The following is a 19,253-nucleotide window of genomic DNA, read 5'->3' on the forward strand; positions in this document are numbered from 1 at the left end:
AGGGCGTGGTGAGGGCGTGGTGAGGGCGTGGGCGTGGTGAGGGCGGGGCGAGTGCGGGACGTGGTTGCGGTACGGATGTGGCTGTGGGTGAAGGGACGGTTGCGGTGAGGGCGTGGCCGGGTCGCGGTAAGGATTAACATGATCCGGGTGAGAGCCGACCCGAGTGCGCCGATCCGGGTGCTGATCGTCGACGACGACGCCCTCGTGCGGGCCGGTCTGACGCTGATGCTCAAAGGCGCCCCCGACCTGCACGTCGTCGGCGCCGTGGCCGACGGCGGCGAGGTGGAGGGAGCGGTGGCCGAGCACGGGCCCGACGTCGTGCTCATGGACATCCGGATGAACGGCCTCGACGGCATCGAGGCGACCCGGCGGCTGCGGGCGCGGGCGGGGGCGCCCGAGGTGGTGGTGCTCACCACGTTCGACGCCGACGAGCTGGTGTTCAGGGCGCTGCGGTCGGGGGCGAGCGGGTTCCTGCTCAAGGACACCCCGCCGGAGGGCATCGTGGACGCCGTACGGAAGGTCGTGGCCGGAGAGCCGATCCTGTCGCCGAGCGTCACGCGCAGGCTGATCGCCCACCTCCTGCCCGAGGAGGAGGACCGGCGGCGTGGCGACGCCCGCAAGGTGCTGGAGCGGCTGAGCGAGCGGGAGCGCGAGGTGGCGCTGGCGGTCGGCCAGGGCAAGCCGAACGCGGTGATCGCGGGTGAGCTGCACATGAGCGTGGGCACCGTGAAGGGCTACATCTCCCGCATTCTCACCAAGGCGGACCTGGACAACCGCGTTCAGCTGGCCCTCATCGTGCACGACGCCGGGCTGGGGTGACTCAGCCGTACGGCATCCACTGACCTTCGGGGAAGTAGTACGGATCGGCACAATACCCGGGGCCGATGGAGAAACCGCCCGCCTTACCGTCGGAAGCCGCCGTGGCTTCGGCCGGGGCCGGCCGACTTCCGCAGCACGCCGGCCCCGCCGGTCCTCATGACACCACGCCGGGGCTTCATCGCGGCTTCATCCCGATGTCACCTCGGAATACGCCACACTCAGGTGGCGGGCGGGCGGCACACCGTGCCGGGAGCGGGCAGCCGCAGGCTGATCAGGTAGCGGTTGACGTGGGCGATGATGCAGGAATTGCCGGCGTTGTACAGGCCGTGGCCGGTCGAGAGGTACTGGACCGCGGCCGAGCCCGGCACCCGCCGGACGATGTCCGCCGACCGGCCGAAGTCCGTCCAGGAGCCGACGCCCAGGTAGGGCGGCAGTTTCCCGGCGGGCAGCGGCGCGGGCGGGTTGGTGACGGGGGTCGGCCAGCCGACGCAGCCGAGCGGGTGCCAGAGCTCGATCCCGGCGAGGTTCGGCAGCAGGCGCTCGCCCTCGCGGCGCTTGGCTCGGTACTCCTCGTAGTCATCGAAGACGATGCCGTCGAGGCAGTGGGTCATGTTCATCCCGGTGGCCGAGGGAACCTTCGGGCTTTTCGTGCTCTGCCGTACGTAATCGGCGAACCCGGAGGCATCACCGTCGGCGGCCCGCTTGATCGCCTCGGCGAGCTGGGTCCACCGCGGGAACTCCGGCGCCGGGCCCGGCTCGATGACGCTGGGGGCGGCGGCCTGCTTGATGTCGAGCCCGCTGTAGGCCGCCTTCGCCGGCTCGCCCCTGACCGGCACGGGGGTGCGGTCGGCCCGCGCCACCAGCGCCCGCCAGACCGCGCCCACGTCCTGGCCGTGTAGCGCGCAGGTGGTGTTCGCCGCGCACCAGGCGGCGAAGCGGGTGAAGGCCTCCTCGTGGGGGCGCCGGCCCACCGCGCGGTCCATGAACGGGTCCATCGCACCGTCGAACACCATGGCGCGCACCCGGCCGGGGAACAGCCGGGAGTAGTCGATCCCGGGCCTGCCGCCGTAGGAGTTGGCGATGAAGCTCAGCTGCTCCTCGCCCAGCGCGACGCGGATCGCCTCCATGTCCCGCGCCACGGAGGCGGAGTCCATGTGGTCGAAGAACTCGGGGTCGGCGGCGCGGCAGCGCTGCGCCGCGGCCCGGTTGCGCCGCCCCAGCTCGGCCCACTCCCGGGGGTTGTCGGGCCAGGTGATCCACGGACCGGAGAAGAGGCAGTCGAACGACAGCACACCCTTGTCGACGGTGTTGCGCGGCTCGACGCTGACCACGTCGAAGTGGTCGCGCAGCTCGGCGAAGCTGCCCGCGTTCGCGCTCAGGTCCTCCACGCCCGAGCCGCCGGGGCCGCCGGGGATGGCGAACACCGTGCCCGTCCGGCGCTGGGCGCCGGTGGCCGGCAGCAGCGCCACCGTCAGGCCGATCTTCCGTCCTGACGGCCGGGCCCAGTTCACCGGTACGTCGATCGAGGCGCAGCGCATCTCCTTGACGAGTTCCTCGTCCGCGCAGTCCGCCCAGGCCAGCGTCGACCGGCCGGAATCCGGCGGGCCGGCCGCGACGGCGGGCACCGCCGAGACCAGGAGGGTCGCGGCCACGCCGATCGCCACCGCCTTGATCCGCCGCCCGGTCGTCGCGATCCGCGCGGCGCCCGCCGTCAGAGCGGCGATCACGTACGCGACCAGCAGCCCGGCGGCCGCGACGGGCGGCAGGGTCCCGCCGCCGGTCCCGGCGATCTGCAGGGGCAGATTCTCGATCATGAATGAGCCGGCCTGCGCGCGCAGCGGCATCGGCAGCGTCTTGGCCACCACCGGCAGCACCACGATGATCACGGTCAGCACCACCAGAGCCCCCGGCGTCGAACGGACCGCGGCCCCGACGCCCAGCCCGATCAGCGCGACCGCGGCCATCGACAGCCCGGCGGCGATCACCGAGGCGAGCACGCCCGGCTCGGAGAGCGGCGTGCCCAGCGTCACCCCGTCGCGGAGCAGCTGCCCGGCCCGGTCGCCGAGCACCGCCATGGAGACGGCGTGCATGGCGAACGCCAGGACCTGCCCCGCCACCAGCGCGACCGCGGCCAGCCCCGGCACCTTCGCCAGCAGGAGCAACTGCCGGCGCGGCACGGCCACCAGGCTCGTCCAGATCATCGTGGTGCCGTACTCGGAGGTGATCGCCAGGGCGCCCAGCAGGGCGAACACGAAGTAGGCGACCGCGATGCCGTTGCCGAGACCGTCCCCGTTGCCGGGGAAGGCCGGCTGCTCGGCCGCCGTCTGGTGGTCGAACCCGCGGCCGATCATGAACGCGATCCCGGCGCAGGCCAGGACGGCCGCCACCGAGCAGGCCAGCAGATAGAGGTTGGAGCGGAGCGAGCGCAGCTTCATCCACTCGGAGACGATCACGTCGATCATCGCACGGCCTCCTTCGCGCCGGTCGCGCCCGCGGCCGAACCCGGGGCCGTCCCCGAGCTCGTGCGCGCCGCCGGGCCGGGAGCCGTCCCCGAGCCCGTGCCCGCCGCCGTACCCGCCGTCATGCTCGTGGTCCTGTATTCGGTGCTGTCCTGGGTGAGCCGCATGAACGCCTCCTCCAGGGACGCGCCGCGCGGCGTCAGCTCCGCCAGGGCGATCCCGGCGGACAACGCGAGCGCGCCGATCCCCGCCGCGTCCAGGTCGCGCACGGACAGGGCGCCGTCGTCCTCGTCCGTCACCGCCGCCCCGTGCGCGCGCAGGACGGAGGCGAGCCGTTCCGGGTGGGACGCGCGGACCAGCACGTCACCACGGAAGTGCGTGGCCAGGGCGGTCACGGAGGTGTCGGCGATCAGCCGGCCCTGCCCGATGACGACGACGTGGTCGGCGGTCAGCGCCGTCTCGTTCATCAGATGGCTGGACAGCAGCACGGTACGGCCCTGGTTCGCCAACGTACGCAGCAGGTCGCGGAGCCAGCGGATGCCCTCGGGATCCAGCCCGTTCAGCGGCTCGTCCAGCATCAGCACGCCGGGATCGCCGAGCAGCGCCGTGCCGATCCCCAGGCGCTGACGCATGCCCAGGGAGAACCCGCTGATCTTCGCGCCGGCCACGTCCGCCAGGCCGACCTGGTCGAGGACGGCGGCCACGCGGGCGCGGCCGATGCCGTTGCTGCGGGCCAGGCAGGCCAGGTGCGCGTACGCACTGCGGCCCCCGTGCACCGCTCCCGCGTCGAGCAGCGCTCCCATCGACCGCATGGGACGGGGGATCGAGGCGTACGGGCGGCCGTTCACCAGCGCCTCGCCCCTGCTGGGCGGCTCCAGGCCGAGCACGGCGCGCATGGTCGTGGACTTGCCCGCGCCGTTCGGGCCGAGGAACCCGGTGACCAACCCTGGTTCCACCGTGAACGTCAGGTCGTCCACAGCGAGCCGGCCCCCGTACCTCATGGTCAGATTCCTCACTTCGATCACACCGCGTCCCCTTCGTCCGGCCGGGCTCGATCGGCTCGTTCCGATCGAGCCCGGCCAGCCTCGCGCGCCGGAGAGCCGGTTCCCATGGGCGCCGGCCCACCCTCCGGGGTGGGAATCGGCCACCCCGGAGGGTGGGCCTGGCCCTACCGTCTTCACCTCGCGAGCACGGCAGACTGGCAGCCGTGAGGGGAAGACGACCCGCGTCCGGCGGGCTGAGGAGGTCCGTGCGGAACGGGGTGGCCGGGCTGGGGGCGCTGGGACTGAACGCCGTCACCGGCCTGGCGGCGCTGGCGCTGCTCTGCCTGGTGCCGGTGAGCGGCGTCCTGGTGCCGCTGGGCCGTATCGGCCGGGCGCCGCTCGGCTTCGTGCTCGCCCTCGTCCACCGCCTGGCCGCCTTCCAGCGCCGCTGGGCGGGAGGGGTGCTCGGCGGGCACGAGACTCAGGGTCACAGGCCGGCGTGGCGCGAACTGGCGTGGCTGGCCGTCCACGGTGTCACGGGCCCCGCTCCGGTGGCGGCGCTGGCGGCGATGCTGGCCGCGCTGGAATACGTCTTCTTCCGCCTGAAACCGGCCGAGACGAGCGTCCTGAACACGTTCGCCCTCAGCCTGTCCACCGTGGCCATCGCGGCGCTCGTGATCGCCGCCGTTCCGCTGTTCCGCACCGGCCAGGCGCGGCTGGCGCGAGCGCTGCTGGACGGCGGCCAGGAACCGGACGCGCGGATCCGGCAGCTGACCGCGTCCCGGGCCGCGGTGGCCGACGCCCACGCGGCCGAGGTGCGCCGCATCGAACGCGACCTGCACGACGGCGCCCAGGCCAAGCTCATCGCCGTCCGCATGCACCTGGGCCTGGCCGGCGGCTCCCGCGACCCGGACGAGCTGGCCCGGATGATCGACGAGGCGCGGGAGCTGGCCGGTCAGGCCCTGACGGACCTGCGTGATCTGGTACGCGGCATCCATCCGCCGGTCTTGGCCGATCGCGGGCTGTCCGGCGCCATCGAGGCCTCCGCGCTGTCGTGCCCCATGCCCGTGGAGGTCGACCTCGACCTGCCCGGCCGCCCGCAGCCGCCGGTCGAGTCGGCCGTCTACTTCGCCGCCGCCGAGGCGCTGACCAACGCGGCCAGGCACAGCGGCGCCTCCCGCGCCTGGATCCGGCTGCGGCACACCGGCGGCGTGCTCCGCCTGACCGTGGGCGACGACGGCCGCGGCGGGGTCCGCCCGGCCGGCGGCACCGGCGTGCGGGGCATCGAGGACCGCCTGTCCGCCTTCGACGGCGCGCTCACCGTGAGCAGCCCACCGGGCGGACCCACCGAGCTGACCATGGAGGTCCCGTGCGCGTTGTCATAGCCGAAGATCTCGCCCTCCTGCGGGACGGTCTGGTACGCCTGCTGACGGCGCACGGCTGCACCGTGGTCGAGGCCGTCGACAACGGCCCCATGCTGCTCAACGCGCTGGTCAGGCACCGCCCTGACGTGTCCGTGATCGACGTACGGCTGCCGCCCGGCTTCACCGACGAAGGGCTGCGCGCCGCCCTGGAGGCCCGCCGCCGGGTCCCCGGCCTGCCCGTGCTGATCCTGTCGCAGTACGTGGAGCAGCTGTACGCCAGGGAACTGCTGTCCGACCGCTCCGGCGGGGTGGGCTACCTGCTGAAGGACCGGATCGGCGACGTCGGCCGGTTCGTCGACGCGGTCCGCCAGGTGGCCGCGGGCGGCACCGCGATGGATCCCGAGGTGGTCTCGCAGCTGCTGACCCGGCACGTCCGCGACGAGCCGCTGGCCGCCCTGACCGTCAGGGAGCGTGAGGTGCTCACGCTCATGGCGGAGGGCATGTCCAACCTGGCCATCGCCGCCCGCTTCCAGGTCACCGACAAGGCGATCGGCAAGCACACGAACAACATCTTCGCCAAGCTCGGGCTGCCTCCGTCCGACGACCACAACCGGCGCGTCATGGCGGTCCTGGCCTACCTCCAGGCCGCGCCCGCCCCGCCACGACCACCGAAGTAGCCCGCAGCGGTGCCGGATGCGGGTCAGGCGCCGGTGAGCCGGTCGAGCACGGCGTCCACGAGCGTGTCGGTGAACTCCTCCGGCACGCTCTGGCCGGTGACCAGGACGCGGTAGTAGACGGGCCCCATGACCTGGTCCACGGCGAGATCGAGGTCGGCGCCCGGATCGAGCGCGCCACGGGTGACCGCGCGCTCGAAGGGGAGCCGGTCGTAGCGGCGCTGCTTCCCGAGGTGCTCGGCACGCAGCCGCGCGGCGAGCACGGAGTCGTGCTGGGCCTGCGCGGTGAGCGCGCGGAAGACCGCGCCGGCGTCGGACTTCGTCAGGAAGAGGGCGACCTTCCGGGCATGGGCGCGCAGGTCCCGCCGCAGGTCGGCGGTGTCCGCCGGGATGAGGTCCTCGGCGGCGTCCTGGACGAACGCGTCCATCAGGATGTCGTTCTTCGACGGCCACCAGCGGTAGATCGTCTGCTTGGCCACGCCCGCGCGCTCGGCGATCCCCTCGATGGTCAGCCGGGTGTAGCCGACCTCCACGAGCAGGTCGTCGGCCGCCTCCAGCACGCTCTGGCGGGCCTCTTCGCTGCGGCCGTGCCGGTTGCCGGTGTGTCTGGCCGTGGTGGCGCGGCGATTGTCGGTGGTGCCGCCGGCGTCAGCGCCCATCGGGTTCCCTTCCGTCGATCGCCTCAGCCTATCACCTTGCCTAGACGCAACGGTGCGTCTACGGTAGCGGTCATGAACACACTCAGCACACCCGAGACCGCCGCCGTGCTCGACCGGCTCTTCGCCGCCGCCGACCGGGAAGAGGCCGATCCCGCGCCGTGGCCGCTGGACATCCCCATCGCCGAGGCGTCGGCGAGACAGCGGGCCGACGCGCTGGCGGGGGAGTACATGCCGATCTCCAAGCCGGCCGGCCGGCTGCTCTACACGCTCGCCCGCCACGGCCGCCCCGAGACGATCGTCGAGTTCGGCACCTCGTACGGCATCTCCACCATCCACCTGGCCGCCGCGGTCGCCGACAACGGCGCCGGCCACGTGTGGACGACCGAGCTCAGTCAGGTCAAGGTCGAGGCCGCGCGCGCGAACCTGGAGCGGGCCGGCCTGGCCGGGCACGTGACGGTCCTGGCGGGCGACGCGCTCGAGACCCTGGCCGGCATCCGGGGGCCCATCGGCCTGCTGCTGCTCGACGGCTGGAAGGACCTCTGCCTGCCGGTGCTGCGGCTGCTCGAAGACCGCCTCGCCCCCGGCGCTCTCGTCGCCGCCGACGACAGCAGCTTCACGAGCATGGCCGATTATCTGGCCTACGTCCGCGACCCGGGAAACGGCTACGTCACCGTCGAGTTCCCGGTGGAGGACGGCATGGAGATCAGCTGCCGGGCCTGACGCCGTCCCTCTCCTGGCCGGCGGGGCTCGCCGCGGCCCGGTGCAGGCGCCGGGCGGCCTGGGCGCCGAGGCTGGTGTCGACGTGCTCGCGCATGACGGCCGCCGCCGCGTCGGCGTCCCCGGCGATCACGTACTCCAGCAGGGATTCGTGCTCGGCGGCCGTACGGTCGCGGTCCCGCTGGTCGCGTCCCGACGCCAGGGCGAGGCGGCGGTAGCGGTCGGACTTGTCCCACAGGCCGTCGAGCGACTGGACGAGCAGGTCGTTGTGCGAGGCGGCGAAGAGGGCGGCGTGGAACGCCCGGTGGGCGGCGAACCGCTCGCCGGCCGGGTCGCCGGGCAGCGGCGCCAAACCCTCGTGGGCGGCGCGCATGGCGGCGATGTCGGCCCTGGTACGCCGCTCCGCGGCCAGCGAGACGGCCAGCGGATCGAGGCTGCGGCGCAGCTCCAGCAGGTCGCGGGCCTCCTCGGCGGACAGGGGCGCCACACGGGCGTCCCGGTGGGCGTCGAGCTCCACCAGCCCCTCGCTCTTGAGCCGGCGCAGCGCCTCACGCAGGGGAGTGGTGCTGATGCCGATGTCACGGGCGAGCCGGGCCTGGGCGATCACCGACCCAGGAGCCAGCGTCCCGGACAGGATCAGCTCCTTGACCCGCAGGTAGGCGATGTCCGCCTTGGTGGTGCAGAGCTCCGCCGCCGATCCGCTCATCGCCGTCCCGTCTCGCTGTCCGATGACGTCACAGGTTATAAGCAAGCGGGACGTACGGGAGCGATGCGACAGCCAGGCTGGACTCTCCCTCCGAGGGAGACGCCATGCTGGGGGCATGGACGAGGACCTGCTGCCGATCGGGCAGTTCGCCAGGCTCGGCCGGCTGAGCGTCAAGCAACTGCGGCACTACGCCGAGCTCGGGCTGCTGGTGCCCGCGTACGTGGACGAGCACACCGGCTACCGCTACTACCGGCCCCAGCAGGCGCGCGACGCGCTGTCGATCGGGCTGCTGCGCTCGCTCGACGTGCCGCTCGCCGTCATCGCGCAGGTGTTGTCCGGCAGCTCCGGCGTACTGGAAGGGGTGCACGAACGGCTGGAGGCCGAGCTGGCCAGGCGCCGGTCGACGCTGGGCGCCCTGGAGCGCGTGATGGCGGAAGGGCTGCCGTCCGCCCCCGTCACGGTGGTCACGGAGTCGGCGCGGCGGGTGGCGGTGATCACCACCACGGCGGCGGACTCGTCCGACATCGGCCGGGCCACCTCGGCCGCCGTCGCCGGCCTGCTGGCCGCGGCGGCGCCCGCCGCCGCTCCCGAGCTCATCGGCCTGTTCCCGCTCGACTTCGGCGAGCCCGTTCCCGTCACCGTCGCGCTGGTCAGCGAGGAGCCGGTGCCGGGGGCCGAGCTCGACGTGCTGCCGGGCGGCCGGTTCGCCCGAGCCACCCACGTCGGCCCGTACGACCAGGTCGGGCTGACCGCGCACGCGCTGCTGTCGTGGTGCGCCGAGCGGCTGTGTCCCGTCCGCGGCCCGATCCGCGAGGTGTACGTGTCCGACCCGGCCACCACCCCGCCCGACCGGCTGATCACCCACCTGATGATCCCCCTGGAGGAACGATGACCCCGCGCGTGGTCCACTGCGGCCCCGTCACCTGCCTGAACGTGACCGGCATGGGCGAGCCCGGCGGCGCCGAGCACGTCTCCGCCATCGGCGCGCTGTACGCCGTGGCCGCCGCGATGGGCGGCGCCGCGAGCCCGCTGGAAGGCCGGTGGTGGGTGGAGGACACCTCCCGGCAGCCGCTGGAGGTGCCGCGCGACCAGTGGCGCTGGCACCTGCTGCTGCCGCTGCCCGCCACGCCCGAGCCGGGGGCGGCCGAGTCGGCGCGTGAACGGGCCCGCGCGTCCTGCGCGGCCGTGGACCGCGTGCAGGTGGTCACCTTCACCGAGGGCGAGTGCGTCGAGCTGCTGCACGAAGGCCCCTACGACGAGGAGAAGGCGTCGCTCGACGTGATGGACGCGTTCATGGCCGAGCACGGTTTCGCCCGCAACGGCCCGCACCACGAGATCTACCTGACCGCGTTCACCGATCCCGAGCCCAGGACGATCCTGAGGCAGCCGGTGACCCGCTGACCCGCGCCTCCGGATCACGCGGGCTGGACGGCCTGCATGGCGTCGGCGATCCAGACGTAGGGGATGGGGTCGTGCTCCTGCCCGGTGGTTCCGTTGATCGCCGCCACCAGGGCCAGGTACCGGCCGTGGGTGTCGCCGTAGCCGGGCCCGCCGGCGGCGGCGTCCTCCTCGTCCAGCTGACGGAGGATGCCGGGAATCTGCCGGTAACCGTCGGCCATCCGGTCACGGGCCTCGGCCGTGAGCGGCGTGCCGGACAGCGCGGTGACCGCCTCCAGGAAGAGGGTGACCGTCCGCTGCACGCGGCCGGACAGGGGCGACTCGCCCGCACGGTGCGCCGCGAGCAGCTCCTCCATGAGCGCGGCCCCGCTCCCGTGCATGAACTCCTGGAACGGCTCGGTCGCCAGCGTCCTGGCCTCCGGCGCCGCGTACGTGTCCCGCAGGTAGGTGCGGACCGCGCCGCGGAACGCCGGGTCCGACACCAGGTCGGCCAGCTCGATCCAGGCTTCGAGCTGGGCGGCCGTCGGATCCGCCGGCAGGACGGGGCGCATCGCCCGCAACCGGTCCACGAAACCGTCGGGGACGTCGAGATTCGCGCCGACCTCGGTCCAGAAGTCGTCGATGGTCCGCTCGCGTTCCTCGTCCGTCATCGAGACGAGCTTGTGCATCAGATCGGCCTGAGCGGTCGTGCCGCCCTGCTTGATCAGCGTCCTGAGCACCGCCCGCCTGGCCCGCAGGGTGCGCTCCTGGCGCTCGACGATCCCGAGGTGCGTCGTGAGCAGGTCGTGCAGGGTCGTGCCGCCGTCGAGCAGGCGGCGGATCTCGGCCAGGTCGGTGTCCAGCTCACGCAGGGTGCGGACGAGCTCCAGCCGGGCGATGGCCTGGATGTCGTACATCCGGTGGCCGGCCTCGTTCAGCCTGGTGGGCTCGATGAGGCCGGCGTCGGCGTAGAACCGGACGGCGCTCACGCTCAGCCCGCTGCGGCGGGCGGCGTCGCCGATGGGGTACAGCTCATGGTCGCTCATGGATGCCACTGTGCTACCTCAAGCAACTTGAGACGCAAGCCGCTCGCGTCCCGATCCGGGCGGGGATCCTGTACGGCTACGCGGCGGCGTACAGCCCGGCCAGCCGCGCGCCGAGCTCGGCGCCGTAGTCCTGGTGGTACACCTGGGCGGAACAGTAGACCGGACCGCCCTTCCTGACCAGGCCCGCGGTCCACACGGCCGCGTTCTCCACGCCGGGGTCGCTCAGCTGCAGGCCCGTGGCCACGATGTCGTCCACACCGGCGTCGACGAAGTAGTCGCTCACGCCCTTGCGCTCGTACAGCCGCCACTCCAGCGTCGCGCTCGTCGCCCCGGCGAGCGCGGCCGTCAGGTCGACCGTGACCCGCTGCCAGGCGGTGCCGTCGGCGGTGACGTCCCGCTGCCACACCACCCGGCCGTTGAGCAGCAGCTGCTTGACGTGGTATCCGGCGGGGTGCCCGGCGCCCCGGCCGTCCCGGTGCCAGAAGCTCACGCTCCGCTTGGCCGCGCCGGACGTCAGCTTGACCTGCCGGCTCGCGCCGCACGACATGCCCGCCTCGGTGGCGGTCTTCGTCTGGACGACGAAGCTCAGCCGCCCGTCGCCGGTGCGGGCCAGGTTGTCGGTCGGCGGACGCGTCCAGCCGGCGTCGGCGGCGAGGAAGGGCAGCTTGTACTGCACGACCCCGGCGAGTTCCCCGGCGCGGACGTGCTCCAGGGACTTCCTGGTGACGGCCTCGACGTAGGCGACCGTCGGCTTCTGGGCAGCGTGGCTGAGCGGGTGGGCGTACGGCATCAGGTAGACGTCCGTGCCGGGAAGCCGCTTCGCGAGCTGCTTGACCTGGTACGACAGGCTCCACGTCCACGAGGTGTCCCGATGCGGCTCGTCCCTGAAGGGGAAGACGACTCCGTCCAGCAGCGGGATCTGCTCGGCGATGAACGCGTCGGTGAACTGGCCGTAGTAGACGGTGGGGACGAACTTCAGCGACGGGTTGACCGCCTCGGCGGCCGCGGTCATCTGCTTGACGTACGCCGGCGTGAACGTCTTGAGATCGTAGCCGTAGTCGTCCACGGTCCAGCCGGTCAGGTTCGGATGGCTTTTGGAGGCGGTGGCGATCTCGCGGGCCCAGGTCACGTAATCGTGCTTGTACGGCCGGGAGACGCAGCAGACCGCCTGGCTCGGCGAGTACACCAGCACCCAGACGTCGATCCCGGCGGCGGCCGCCGCCGGCAGGAACTCGCGGCGCAGGTCGTCCCAGTGCACGTTGTCGCCGGCCATCGGGTAGACGTACGTGTTGGCGTTGAGCGCCGTCAACCCCGCGATCATCGCCTTGGAGTCGACGTGCCTGATCCCGTCGGCCCGCGGTTGTGCCTCGCGGATGAGGTTCCCCGCGGTCCCCACCACGGCGGGGGTCTCGGCCCGAGCCACACCGGGGAGTAGGGACAGCAGCACGGCGATGAGCCCTGAGAACGCGAGACGGGACACAAGACTTCCTTCGGCATGATCGTGAACGAGCGCGCGTCAGCCTAGGAGACGCCGGTATGCCGCCGGTATGCCGGGCTACACCAGGCCGAGCTCGCGGGCCCGTACGCCGGCCTGGAACCGCGACTCGGCACCGAGCGCGGCCATCAGCTCGGCCACCCGGCGCCGGTAGGTGCGCACGCCCAGGCCGAGCCTGCGGGCGGCCGCCTCGTCCTTGACCCCCTCGCTGAGCAGGTCGAGCACCGAGGGCGCGAGCTCGCGGATCTCGGCCACCTGGGCGTCGTAGACCGCGAGGTCGGTCGCCGACCGCCAGGCCGTCTCGAACAGCGACATCACCCCCTGGACGATCTCCGGCTGACTGATCACGCTGTAGCCGCGCCGGCCGGCCTTGAGGTCGCCCGCCAGGATCACCACCCGGCGGTCGAGGACGACCGTCTCGTTGATCTCCTCGGTGGTGATGCGGATCTGCGCGCCGAACTCGTCGCGGCGCCGCGCCAGCTCGCGCGCGGACGCCGAGTTGAGCAGCAGCTCGGGCCGGTAGAGCTTGCGGACGCGCATGCCGCGCACGTGGCTCTCCGTCGCCGCGGCGAGCGTGTCCGCCCGGTGGTCGGTCATCCAGCCGGCCAGGCCGTCGGCCGCGCAGGCGAAGTCGGTGGCGGCCGTGAACAGATGTCCCGCCCGCCGGAACAGCTCCTCTTCGCCGTACACGATCGTGACCGTCTCGCTCACGCGCGTGAGTTCGTCGCTCGTCAGCACACCACTGATTCTGCCTCAGCCGTCCGCGCCGTGGGCGGCCCGGCAGCTTGTTGCCATTCCCGTACGGGTGGCGAGCGCTGCCCGCAGGCTGGACTCATGACGATCGACAGCAACCTGAACAGCACCCCGTCCGCCGCCGCGGCGGGCACCTGGCGTCTCGGCGACCGCACCGTCAACCGGATCGGGTACGGCGCGATGCGCCTGGCCGGCATGCCCTGGGACGAGCGGCCCAGGGACCGCGCCGACTCCGTCGCCCTGCTGCGCCGCGCCATCGAGCTCGGCGTCGACCACATCGACACCGCGGCCTTCTACTTCCTGCCCACCCGCTCGGTCAACGAGCTGATCAGCACGGCGCTGCAGCCGTACCCCGACGAGCTGGTCATCACCACGAAGGTGGGGGCGGGCCGGTCCCGTGACGGCGCGTTCGAGTACGCGCGGCCGGACCAGCTGCGCTCCCAGGTCGAGGAGAACATCCGCCAGCTCGGGCTCGACTGCCTCGACGTCGTCAACCTGCGCTGGGGCGCCGGGCTGGAGAGGGAGGCCGGCTCCGTGGCCGAGCACTTCGGCGCGCTCGCCGAACTGCGCGAGGCGGGACTGATCCGGCATCTCGGCATCTCCAACATTGGGGCGGAGCAGCTGGCCGAGGCGATGGAGATCGCGCCGGTGGTCTGCGTGCAGAACCGGTACGGCCTGACGGACCGGCAGGACGACGCCCTGGTCGACCTGTGCGGCCGGCACGGCATCGCCTTCGTGCCCTTCTTCGCCGTCGCGGCCGCCGTGCCCGGTGGCCTCCCCGGCGCCGCCGGGCACGACACGACCGGCGAGAGCGAGGTCGCCAAGGTCGCCGCGGCCCACGGCGCGACCCCGGCGCAGGTCCGGCTCGCCTGGACCCTGCACCGCGGCGACCACGTCCTCGCCATCCCCGGCACCGGCGACCGTACCCACCTGGAGGAGAACATCGCCGCGGGCGGCCTGCGGCTGAGCGAGGAGGAGCTGGCACTGCTCAACGGCATCGCCACGGCCGGGTGACGCGGCGGCGCGGGGCCGGCCGAGCGGGCGGACCGCCGACGTGTTGACGTTGGTCAGACCGGCCGGCCGAGGGGGCGGACGACCACCGTGTCGACGTCCACGCCGGACGGCTGCCGGAGCGCCTGGATCGCGGACCGGACGAGCATGGCCGGCCCCAGGACGTTCGTAGGCCCTAGAGCCGGCTCTAGGGCAAACCCCTAGTCTTGGGCACATGCCGTCCACGTCCTTCACCATCGGCCAGGCCGCGGAACGCACCGGCCTCAGCGTGCACACCCTGCGCTTCTACGAGAAGGAGGGCCTCTTCGCCACCCCCGTGCGCCGGGTCGGCGGGCAGCGCGTCTACAGCGAGAACGACCTGCGCTGGCTCCACCTGTGCACCAGACTCCGCGCCTCCGGCATGCCGCTGCCCGCCATCCGCGAGTACGCGGCGCTGGTGCGCGAGGGAACACGGACGATGCGAGCCCGCCACGCCCTCCTGCGCCACCACCGCGAGCACATCACCGACCAGATAGAGGAACTGCACCGCTGCCTCGACCTGGTCTCCCTCAAACTGGCGATGTACGAGGAACACCTCGCCACGGACGCCGACGACCCGCTGTGGCCCGGCACCTGCCCCACCGAGGAGCAGCCCCTCACCTGACCCCGCCCGCAGCCCCGTCAGGCGATCAGGAGGCGGAGGCCGAGTTCGGCCGTGTCGAGGTCGGTGAGGTCGGCGTTGCGGGCGGCCCAGCGGCCTGAGGCGAGGTCGGTGCGGAGGGCGTGCACCGCGCGCTGTTCGGCCTGCGGCCCGACCTTGGTCCAGACCGAGGTTCCGCGGCGGACCTGCTCGTCCAGGTACGCCTCCGGCCGGCGCCAGTAGGCCTCGAAGAAGCCGTCGGCGCAGTCCCACGGGATGGGCACCGGCTCCGTCCTGGCGCCGATCGCGTCGGCCAGTTCGGTGATCGAGGGCCGGCCGGACACCAGGTCCCCGACCTCGGGCAGGTAGTCGCGGGTGAGCCAGAACCGGTGCAGCCAGCCGGCCTCGGTGGTGTCGTGCGTGAACACCACCACCCGGCGGGCGACCCGGCGCAGTTCGCGCAGGCCCGCGATCGGGTCGGGCCAGTGGTGGATGGAGGCGACGGACATCGCGGCGTCGAAGGACCCGTCGTCGAACGGCAGCCGCTCGGCCGACCCGATCAGGCAGGGCGCCGCGCCGGGGCGGCGCTGCGAGCGCATGAGCGCCGACGGTTCGACCGCGAGGACGTAACGGTCGGAAGGCTCGTAGGAGCCGGTGCCGGCCCCGACGTTCAGCACGGTCCTGGCGTCGCCGAGCGCGGCCTCGATCTGCGCCGCGATGCGCGGTTCGGTACGCCGGGTGACGGTGTAGGAGGCTCCGATGGTGTCGTACAACTGCGCGCTGGACATGGACGCTGCCTTTCCGGCCGGCACCGACGCCGTCGTCGCGCCGCCCCGTGCCGTGCGAGAGGTCGTTCCGAGCGCCATTCCACCACATTGATCGGCACCGGGCGAGCGTCCTCGTGCTCAGTCCAGTTCGGCGGCGCCGGCCCTGCTGTGCGGATAGTGGATGTCGAAGGCGGGCCGTTCCGAACGGATGCGCGGCATGCTGGTGAAGTTGTGCCGGGGCGGCGGGCACGAGGTGGCCCATTCCAGGGAATTGCTGAAGCCCCAGGGGTCGTCGATGGTGACCTTCTTCCCGTGACGCCACGTGTACCAGACGTTGTAGAGGAACGGCAGCGTCGAGGCGCCCAGGATGAACGCCCCGACGGACGAGATCTGGTTGAGCAGGGTGAAGCCGTCGGCGGGGCTGTAGTCGGCGTAGCGGCGCGGCATGCCGAGCGCGCCGATCCAGTGCTGGATCAGGAACGTGGTGTGGAACCCGATGAACAGCAGCCAGAAATGCCACTGGCCGATGGTGTCGTTCAGCATCTTGCCGGTCATCTTCGGCCACCAGAAATAGAATCCGGAGAACATCGCGAACACCACCGTGCCGAAGACCACGTAATGGAAATGCGCGACGACGAAGTACGAGTCGTGCAGGTGGAAGTCCAGCGGCGGCGAACCGAGAATGACGCCGGTCAGCCCGCCGAGCAGGAAGGTGACGAGAAACCCGATCGCGAACATCATCGGCGTCTGGAACGTCAGATGCCCGCGCCACATCGTGCCGATCCAGTTGAAGAACTTCACCCCGGTCGGCACCGCGATGAGGAACGTCATGAACGAGAAGAAGGGCAGCAGCACCTGCCCGGTGGCGAACAGGTGGTGCGCCCACACCGTCATCGACAGCCCGGCGATGGCGATGGTGGCCCCGACCAGCCCGATGTAGCCGAAGACCGGTTTGCGGCTGAAGACCGGGATGACCTCGGTGACGATGCCGAAGAACGGCAGCGCGATGATGTACACCTCAGGATGGCCGAAGAACCAGAACAGGTGCTGCCACAACATCGCCCCGCCGTTCTCGGGGTCGTAGATGTGCGTGCCGAGCTTGCGGTCGGCCTCCAGTGCCAGCAGCGCCGCCGCCAGCACCGGGAACGCCATCAGCACGAGCACGCTGGTCAGCAGCACGTTCCAGGTGAAGATCGACATCCGGAACATGGTCATGCCCGGCGCCCGCATGCAGATGATCGTGGTGACGAAGTTGACCGAGCCGAGGATCGTGCCCAGGCCCGACAGCGCCAGCCCCATGATCCACAGGTCCCCTCCGACGCCGGGCGAGAAGGTCGCGTGCGACAGCGGCGTGTAACCGGTCCAGCCGAAACTGGCCGCCCCGGCGGAGCTGACGAACCCGGTGACCACCATCAGCCCGCCGAACAGGAACAACCAGTAGCTGACCGCGTTGAGCCGGGGAAAGGCCACGTCCGGCGAGCCGATCTGCAGCGGCATCACCACGTTGGCGAACCCCGCGAACAACGGGGTGGCGAACAGCAGCATCATGATCGTGCCGTGCATGGTGAACAACTGGTTGTACTGCTCGTTGCTCACCAGCGCCAGACCGGGATGGGCCAGCTCGCTGCGGATCACCAGGGCCATCAGGCCGGCCAGCGTGAAGAAACAGTAGGAGGTGATCAGGTACAGGTAGCCGATCACCTTGTGGTCGGTCGACGTCAGCCAGCTGACGATCAGCCGGCCCGCGCGCTCCGGCCGCGCTGGCGGGCTGGGCGGCGGCACGTCCGCACGCTGCTTCTGTACGGTCATCCGAACGGGTCCCCTCTGGCACGACGACAACTGGCCTTCGGGGGAAGCGGGCGGACGGCGCCGGCGGTGCCGACCGGAAGTCTGAGATCTCCTTACCCTCTTGCACCTGGGCATATGCCGCATGGCGCCCGGCCGCCGCGGGGACCGGCGTCGGGCATCGTCAGGACTTCTCGTACGGGATGATCTCGGCGAGCGAGGAGGCGCCGCCCATGCCGTAGTCCACGCGCAGCCGCACGTACCTGGCCGGGACGCCCTTCATGTCGACGTCGTTCGGCGCCGTCATGCGCGGCCACTCCACCCGCTCGACATCCCTGAAGGTCGTCCCGTCGTCACTCACCTGCACCACGCCCTTGAGCACGGTGCCGTTCATGTCGTAGCCCAGCTTGGGCTGGAACCGGACCGCGGACAGCTTCCTGACCCGCCCGAGGTCGACCGTGACGAAGTGCGGCTGCGGCGCGATCTCGGGATGGTCGGAGTGGTAGTCGGTCGTGACGTCGCCGTCGACCGCCCTGGACGGTTCGCCGGCACCGGGCTTGAAGGTGGTCGCCGTCGCGCTCAGCTCGGCCGGCGGGATCCGGGTTCCGGCCGGGGTGGCGGGCCAGACGCCGGGGGCGTGCTCGGGCTCCTCGCTGACCACCGGACGGTCGGGCCCCGTTCCGTTGCCGCGGATCACCACGTCGGTGACGACCGAGCTGTGGTCGGAGTAGAACGGGTAGGTCTGGTCGAGGGCGCTGCCCTGGTGGGCGGGCAGGCGGCGGTCGTCGATGCGGGAGCCGAGGACGCGGACGGCGCCGCGGGCGAAGATGTAGTCGATGCGGGCCGGCGCGGAGCGGTAACCGCTGAGCGAGCTCCACGTGCGGCCCGGATACCGTCCGGCGTCGGGGTTGGCGTGGCGGAAGGTGTCGACGAAGCCGGCGTCGGCGTACATCTTGGTCAGCGGCCACGGCAGCACCATCCCCGCGTGCCCGCGCGCGTTCCTGAACTGCTCGGTCCAGTCCAGGTACGGCCAGGCGTTGAGGTCGCCACCCATGAGCACGGGTGCGTCGTCGTCGCCGATGAAGGACGGCAGGGCCTTGTCGAGGATGGCTCTGCCCATGGCGACGCGACGGAAGCGGTCGTCGTCGAGGAGCTGGGCGTCGGTCTTCGTCCGCGGCCGGCCGTAGAGGTTCTGCACGGCCGCCTCGTGCACGTCCCAGTTGGCGGAGATCTCGTGCCAGGTCCACATGCTGAAGGCGTGGACATGCCGGCCGTCCGGCAGGCCCAGCCGGGCACCGCCGAGGTTGAACGAGGAGATGTCCGCGTCGGCGTAGCGCGGATAGACCTTCTCGACCTTGAGCTTCGTGTAGAGCCACAGGTTGTCGCCGTTGGCGCTGTAGTCCTCCGGCCTGGTGAGCCGCACGCCGGTGAACCGGTCATCCGCCGGCCGCCCGGCGTTCAGGCCGTCGAGGATCTTCTGCCCCGAGCCGTAGCCCTCGATGACGAACAGGACGTCGGGATCGACGTCGTTGAGGTACTCGATCATCTGCCTGAGGTTCTCGCCCGTCTTCTCCTGGCCGTTGATCGTGCCGCCGACGAAGAGGTTCCACGACATCAGCCGCAGCGGCGTGCCCGCACGCCTCTCGGGCAGCGAGGTCACCAGCGCCCTGACCGTCACGTCCTGCTCGGGCAGCACGAACGGGCGGCTGCGCGCGTGCCCGTCCCGGCTGTAGAGGGTGTCGCGGGCCCACACCTGCTCGCCGCTCCTGACGGTGATGGCGAACTCCTCCACGTGGCCCGGGCTCGGCCTGCCGGTGGCGAGCACCGTGCAGGTGCTGCCCGGCCCGTCGCCGTCGCAGTCCAGCTGGTACGCGGCGGGCCTGGGAACGGGCGGGCGATAGGCGATGGGGTCCGCGGCGGCGGAGACCGGGGCGAGCAGGCCGGTCAGGGCCAGAACCGCGGCGGCCAGGGGAGGGACGGCTGATCCGCGCATGGGCGTCTCTTTCTGCGAGGGGGGTG

General features: G+C 72.0%; 18 protein-coding genes. 8 read left to right on the forward strand and 10 right to left on the reverse strand.

Annotated elements, in window-relative coordinates; all coding sequences use genetic code 11:
• The first annotated feature begins 138 nt into the window (after nucleotides 1–138).
• A complete protein-coding gene (locus tag B0I32_RS48210; RefSeq protein WP_106251249.1) occupies nucleotides 139–819 on the forward strand; it encodes a response regulator in 681 nt (226 codons plus the stop codon).
• 218 nt (nucleotides 820–1,037) lie between these two features.
• Here the strand turns inward: B0I32_RS48210 and B0I32_RS48215 are convergent, their stop codons facing one another.
• Nucleotides 1,038–3,281, reverse strand: a complete 2,244-nt coding sequence (locus B0I32_RS48215; protein WP_181308602.1) for an alpha/beta fold hydrolase — start codon at nucleotides 3,279–3,281, stop codon at nucleotides 1,038–1,040.
• Entirely contained in the window at nucleotides 3,278–4,303 is a 1,026-nt protein-coding gene (locus B0I32_RS48220) for an ABC transporter ATP-binding protein (protein WP_106251251.1), read from the reverse strand. Before B0I32_RS48220 ends, B0I32_RS48215 begins: the two co-directional genes overlap by 4 nt.
• 224 nt (nucleotides 4,304–4,527) lie before the next feature.
• On the opposite strand from B0I32_RS48220, the gene B0I32_RS48225 reads away from it, so the two are divergent.
• Together B0I32_RS48225 and B0I32_RS48230 are read left to right on the forward strand one after the other, a co-directional pair.
• Nucleotides 4,528–5,646 (forward strand): sensor histidine kinase, encoded by a 1,119-nt coding sequence (locus tag B0I32_RS48225; protein WP_245956622.1) that lies wholly within the window; start codon nucleotides 4,528–4,530, stop codon nucleotides 5,644–5,646.
• A complete protein-coding gene (locus tag B0I32_RS48230) occupies nucleotides 5,631–6,302 on the forward strand; it encodes a response regulator (protein WP_106251252.1) in 672 nt (223 codons plus the stop codon). Before B0I32_RS48225 ends, B0I32_RS48230 begins: the two co-directional genes overlap by 16 nt.
• 23 nt (nucleotides 6,303–6,325) lie before the next feature.
• On the opposite strand, the gene B0I32_RS48235 is transcribed toward B0I32_RS48230, so the two are convergent.
• The gene (locus B0I32_RS48235; RefSeq protein ID WP_106251254.1) at nucleotides 6,326–6,958 is read right to left on the reverse strand and encodes a TetR/AcrR family transcriptional regulator; all 633 of its coding nucleotides are present in this window, start codon (nucleotides 6,956–6,958) and stop codon (nucleotides 6,326–6,328) included.
• A gap of 72 nt (nucleotides 6,959–7,030) precedes the next feature.
• Here B0I32_RS48235 and B0I32_RS48240 point away from each other — a divergent pair, with 72 nt between their 5' ends.
• Nucleotides 7,031–7,678: an O-methyltransferase gene (locus tag B0I32_RS48240; protein WP_106251256.1), complete on the forward strand. Its 648-nt coding sequence runs from the start codon at nucleotides 7,031–7,033 to the stop codon at nucleotides 7,676–7,678.
• On the opposite strand, the gene B0I32_RS48245 is transcribed toward B0I32_RS48240, so the two are convergent.
• Complete coding sequence (locus tag B0I32_RS48245) at nucleotides 7,662–8,381, reverse strand: GntR family transcriptional regulator (protein WP_106251257.1); 720 nt, start codon at nucleotides 8,379–8,381, stop codon at nucleotides 7,662–7,664. The two genes, B0I32_RS48240 and B0I32_RS48245, sit on opposite strands and share 17 nt — an antisense overlap.
• 115 nt (nucleotides 8,382–8,496) lie before the next feature.
• On the opposite strand from B0I32_RS48245, the gene B0I32_RS48250 reads away from it, so the two are divergent.
• Together B0I32_RS48250 and B0I32_RS48255 are read left to right on the forward strand one after the other, a co-directional pair.
• Nucleotides 8,497–9,273, forward strand: coding sequence for a MerR family transcriptional regulator (locus B0I32_RS48250; RefSeq protein ID WP_106251259.1), 777 nt, complete (start codon nucleotides 8,497–8,499; stop codon nucleotides 9,271–9,273).
• Complete coding sequence (locus tag B0I32_RS48255; protein WP_106251260.1) at nucleotides 9,270–9,782, forward strand: GyrI-like domain-containing protein; 513 nt, start codon at nucleotides 9,270–9,272, stop codon at nucleotides 9,780–9,782. Before B0I32_RS48250 ends, B0I32_RS48255 begins: the two co-directional genes overlap by 4 nt.
• A 14-nt stretch (nucleotides 9,783–9,796) precedes the next feature.
• Here the strand turns inward: B0I32_RS48255 and B0I32_RS48260 are convergent, their stop codons facing one another.
• The 3 genes from B0I32_RS48260 to B0I32_RS48270 all read right to left on the reverse strand — a co-directional run bounded on the left by B0I32_RS48260 (nucleotide 9,797) and on the right by B0I32_RS48270 (nucleotide 13,037).
• On the reverse strand, nucleotides 9,797–10,804 hold the full coding sequence (locus tag B0I32_RS48260; protein WP_106251262.1) for a MerR family transcriptional regulator: 1,008 nt from the start codon (nucleotides 10,802–10,804) through the stop codon (nucleotides 9,797–9,799).
• Between the two features lie 76 nt (nucleotides 10,805–10,880).
• Entirely contained in the window at nucleotides 10,881–12,284 is a 1,404-nt protein-coding gene (locus tag B0I32_RS48265) for a hypothetical protein (protein ID WP_106251264.1), read from the reverse strand.
• A gap of 75 nt (nucleotides 12,285–12,359) precedes the next feature.
• Nucleotides 12,360–13,037 carry a helix-turn-helix domain-containing protein gene (locus B0I32_RS48270; RefSeq protein WP_106251265.1) on the reverse strand — a complete coding sequence of 226 codons (678 nt, stop codon included), beginning with the start codon at nucleotides 13,035–13,037 and terminating at the stop codon, nucleotides 12,360–12,362.
• A 96-nt stretch (nucleotides 13,038–13,133) separates the two neighbouring features.
• On the opposite strand from B0I32_RS48270, the gene B0I32_RS48275 reads away from it, so the two are divergent.
• Both B0I32_RS48275 and B0I32_RS48280 read left to right on the forward strand, forming a co-directional pair.
• Complete coding sequence (locus tag B0I32_RS48275; protein ID WP_181308604.1) at nucleotides 13,134–14,066, forward strand: oxidoreductase; 933 nt, start codon at nucleotides 13,134–13,136, stop codon at nucleotides 14,064–14,066.
• 211 nt (nucleotides 14,067–14,277) lie between these two features.
• Nucleotides 14,278–14,706 (forward strand): MerR family transcriptional regulator, encoded by a 429-nt coding sequence (locus B0I32_RS48280; protein WP_106251267.1) that lies wholly within the window; start codon nucleotides 14,278–14,280, stop codon nucleotides 14,704–14,706.
• A 17-nt stretch (nucleotides 14,707–14,723) separates the two neighbouring features.
• On the opposite strand, the gene B0I32_RS48285 is transcribed toward B0I32_RS48280, so the two are convergent.
• The 3 genes from B0I32_RS48285 to B0I32_RS48295 all read right to left on the reverse strand — a co-directional run bounded on the left by B0I32_RS48285 (nucleotide 14,724) and on the right by B0I32_RS48295 (nucleotide 19,227).
• A complete protein-coding gene (locus B0I32_RS48285; protein WP_219912397.1) occupies nucleotides 14,724–15,470 on the reverse strand; it encodes a class I SAM-dependent methyltransferase in 747 nt (248 codons plus the stop codon).
• 117 nt (nucleotides 15,471–15,587) lie between these two features.
• Entirely contained in the window at nucleotides 15,588–17,258 is a 1,671-nt protein-coding gene (ctaD, locus tag B0I32_RS48290; protein WP_106251271.1) for an aa3-type cytochrome oxidase subunit I, read from the reverse strand.
• A 160-nt stretch (nucleotides 17,259–17,418) separates the two neighbouring features.
• On the reverse strand, nucleotides 17,419–19,227 hold the full coding sequence (locus tag B0I32_RS48295; RefSeq protein ID WP_106251272.1) for a discoidin domain-containing protein: 1,809 nt from the start codon (nucleotides 19,225–19,227) through the stop codon (nucleotides 17,419–17,421).
• Nucleotides 19,228–19,253 lie beyond the last annotated feature (26 nt).

It is taken from the genome of Nonomuraea fuscirosea (genome assembly GCF_003001935.1).
GTDB classification, from domain to species: Bacteria; Actinomycetota; Actinomycetes; order Streptosporangiales; family Streptosporangiaceae; genus Nonomuraea; species Nonomuraea fuscirosea.